We start from the raw sequence: 3,048 nt of genomic DNA, 5'->3' as shown, positions 1-3,048 counted from the left end.
CGCCACGACCATCCCGTCCAAATCGAACGGGCGACCCAGGAGCCGGCACGCGGCGGACACGCGCCCCTCGAGGATGTACTCACGCACCCGTGAGGACGAGGCCACCACCCCGTCCACCGTGACGGGCGTCACCACATGGACGCGCGCGCCCCGCCGGGACGCCGCCTCGCGCAGCGTCTCCACGTTGCCCGCGCGCGCCACGCCGTAGGTGAAGTCGCTGCCCACCACCACGTGCGCCACGCCGAGCGCGTCGAAGAGCGTGGCCTCGAAGTCCGCGGGGCCCGTGCGCGCATAGTCACGCGAGAAGGCCTGCACCACCGTGGCCTCCAGCCCCAGGTCGGCGAGCAGCTCCAGGCGGCGGGGCAGCAAGGTAATCAGCTTGGGCGCCAGGTCTGGCTGGAGCACCTTGCCCGGGTGGGGGTTGAAGGTGAACGCCGCGGGGGAAGCGTGCTTGCGCGCCTCCGCGAAGAGGGCCTGGTGGCCCACGTGCACCCCGTCGAAGTTGCCCAGGGCGAGCGCTCGGCCGATCAGCGCCCGGCCCGCCTCCGCCACCGACTGGAAGACCTTCATCCCTCCCCTATACCAGATACCAGTGTTTTTCCCTGGCCAGACCCCGCTCGGCCGTGGTTGGAGCGCCCTCCTCATGCCACGCCCCCGCTTGCTGCCAGACCCCGTCGGCCTCCACCTCATCGCCCAGGAGACCCCTCCGGATTGGGACGCCGAGTTCGGCTTCCCGGGCCCCCTGGAGCTTGAAATCGGCTCCGGCGCCGGGGGCCACGCGCTGGAGTACTGCCGCCGCAACCCCACCATCCGCTTCGTCGCCTTCGAGTGGCGCAAGAAGTACGCGCGCGACACCCAGGAGCGCGCCCAGAAGGCCGGGATGAAGAACCTGCGCGTCGTCGAGTCCGACGCCCGCTTCGCCGTCCCCCGCATCTTCGCGGCCGGCTCGCTCTCCGCCATCCACCTCCAGTTCCCCGACCCCTGGTGGAAGCGCGCCCACGCCAAGCGCGCCGTCGTGCAGCCGGATTTCGCCGCCCTCCTGCTCACCAGGCTCGCCCCCGGCGGCCGCTTCGACATGCGCACCGACGTCGAGGACCGCGCCCACAACATGCTCTCCATCCTGGAATCCGTGGGTTTCCACAACCCCTTGGGTTCCGGTGTTTTCCATCCGTATGACTCGGAGGAGGTGCCCTCGACGCGTGAGCGGCGGTATCTCACCTCGGGAGAGCCGGTGTACCGGGCCCGCCTCGTCAAACCCGCCTGAGCCTCCGAAAGACGGGGACTTGCCCTACCCCTTGGCTTCCTGGAGTCGGCGGGAGACAATCACAGGCATTCTGGCAGCGCGGGATGATTGCACTGGGGGCGCAACCGCATGGCGGAGGGTGACAGGAAGAGGACGCCGGAGGTAGCCCGGCGGACTGGGGCAGGCGGCGAGCTGAGCGGCCGGACGGTGCTCATCGTCGATGACGATCCATCGCACGTGGCACATGTGCGCGAGGGGCTGGCGCCGCGGGGGTACGTCTTCAAGGAAGCCCATGACGGCACACAGGCGCTGTCGGCCATTCGCGAGGCGCGGCCGGACCTCATCTTGATGGACGTGGAGATGCCGGGGCTGGGCGGCGTGGAGGTGTGCCGCATCATCAAGGCGAACTCCGGGGAGGAAGGCTTCGGCTTCATCCCGGTGATTCTGATGACGGCGCGGCAGGCGGCGGGAAAGGTGGAGGGGCTGGAGCTGGGGGCGGACGACTACCTGGTGAAGCCCTTCGACATGTTGGAGCTGTCGGCGCGGGTGAAGTCGATGCTGCGGCTCAAGGCGCTCCAGGACGCGCTGGTGGAGAAGAACCGGGAGCTGGACAAGGCCAACAAGGAGCTGGCGCGGCGGCGCGAGGAGCTCCTGGCGCTCAGCCGGACGGACGCGCTCACGGGGCTGTTCAACCGGCGCTGCTTCGAGGAGCGCCTGAGCGACGAGTTCGCGCGCTCGCGGCGCTACCAGTCCCCCCTGTCGCTGGTGATGCTGGACATCGACCACTTCAAGCGCATCAACGACACCTTCGGCCACCCCTTTGGGGACCAGGTGCTCAAGGCGGTGGCGCAGACGACGCGCTCGCGGCTGCGCGAGGTGGACGTGCTGGCGCGTTATGGCGGGGAGGAGTTCATCGCGTTGTTGCCGGAGACGGCGACGGCGGACGCGCTCAAGGTGTGCGAGCGCGTGCGCGAGGCCATCGCCGGCCTGCGGGTGGAGCACGTGGGCGTGGACGGGAAGCGGCAGGAGGTGCGCCTGACGGCGTCGCTGGGCGTGGCGACGGTGCCCTCGGAAGACCTGGGGAGCGCGGAGGAGCTTCTTCGCGCCGCGGATGCGGGGCTCTACGCGGCCAAGGGAGCGGGGCGCAACCGTGTCCAGCAACACGTTCCGTGAGACGGACGAACCCAAGGCTTTCCCCCGGCGCCGCTTTGACCTAAACCCCACGTCCATGCGCCTGACCGCGACGATGCCCTGGTTGCTGGCCCTGCTCCTGGTGGGCGTGGCCGGCTGCAACCAGCCCCGCTTCGGCACACCGCAAGATGCGTATACGTCCTTCCACCGTCTGGTGAAGCGCGGCGAGTTGCGCGCGGCCTGGGGCGCATTGTCCCAGCCCACCCAGACGGCCCTGACGAAGCGGGCCCAGGCGGTGAGTGACGCCTCCGGGGGCGCGGTGAAACCCGAGCCCCTGGGCCTCTTCTTCGCGAATGTCCCCCCTCCTCCGGATGTTACGGAGGTCTCCCTGGTCCGGGAGGCGGGCGACGAGGCGACCGTGCTCGTTCGCTCGTCAGGCAGCACCCACGAGGTCCGGATGGTCCGAGAGCCGTCTGGGTGGAAAGTGGACCTCTCAGCCTCCCTCCAGCCGTGAAGCCGGGCATGCTCGGGCTCCTCGCATCAGGTAACGTACGACTGTGAACGATCGGAAGACACGGCGGGTGGTTCCCGCGGTCGAAGTCATCCGGCGGCCGGCCTCGACGCCCGGCAGCGCCGCCCAGACTCCGTCCCCCTTGGAATCCGCCCCTCCGGCG

Annotated in this window: 3 protein-coding genes and 1 pseudogene; 3 read left to right on the top strand and 1 reads right to left on the bottom strand. The window is 69.8% G+C overall.

Annotated elements, in window-relative coordinates; translation table 11 throughout:
• Positions 1–570: pseudogene (locus tag HR086_RS45975) on the bottom strand (bifunctional riboflavin kinase/FAD synthetase); the annotation flags it as partial.
• A 73-nt stretch (positions 571–643) separates the two neighbouring features.
• On the opposite strand from HR086_RS45975, the gene HR086_RS45970 reads away from it, so the two are divergent.
• The 3 genes from HR086_RS45970 (at position 644) to HR086_RS45960 (ending at position 2,888) form a co-directional block, all read left to right on the top strand.
• Positions 644–1,264, top strand: a complete 621-nt coding sequence (locus HR086_RS45970) for a tRNA (guanosine(46)-N(7))-methyltransferase TrmB (protein ID WP_174468819.1) — start codon at positions 644–646, stop codon at positions 1,262–1,264.
• A 108-nt stretch (positions 1,265–1,372) separates the two neighbouring features.
• Positions 1,373–2,416, top strand: a complete 1,044-nt coding sequence (locus tag HR086_RS45965; RefSeq protein ID WP_141649420.1) for a diguanylate cyclase — start codon at positions 1,373–1,375, stop codon at positions 2,414–2,416.
• 55 nt (positions 2,417–2,471) lie between these two features.
• Positions 2,472–2,888 (top strand): hypothetical protein, encoded by a 417-nt coding sequence (locus tag HR086_RS45960; RefSeq protein ID WP_141649421.1) that lies wholly within the window; start codon positions 2,472–2,474, stop codon positions 2,886–2,888.
• Positions 2,889–3,048: the final 160 nt, after the last annotated feature.

It is taken from the genome of Myxococcus sp. CA039A (genome assembly GCF_013336645.1).
Taxonomy (GTDB): domain Bacteria; phylum Myxococcota; class Myxococcia; order Myxococcales; family Myxococcaceae; genus Myxococcus; species Myxococcus llanfairpwllgwyngyllgogerychwyrndrobwllllantysiliogogogochensis.
Note: the sequence above shows the minus strand (reverse complement) of the source record. Positions and strands in the feature narration are given on the sequence as shown.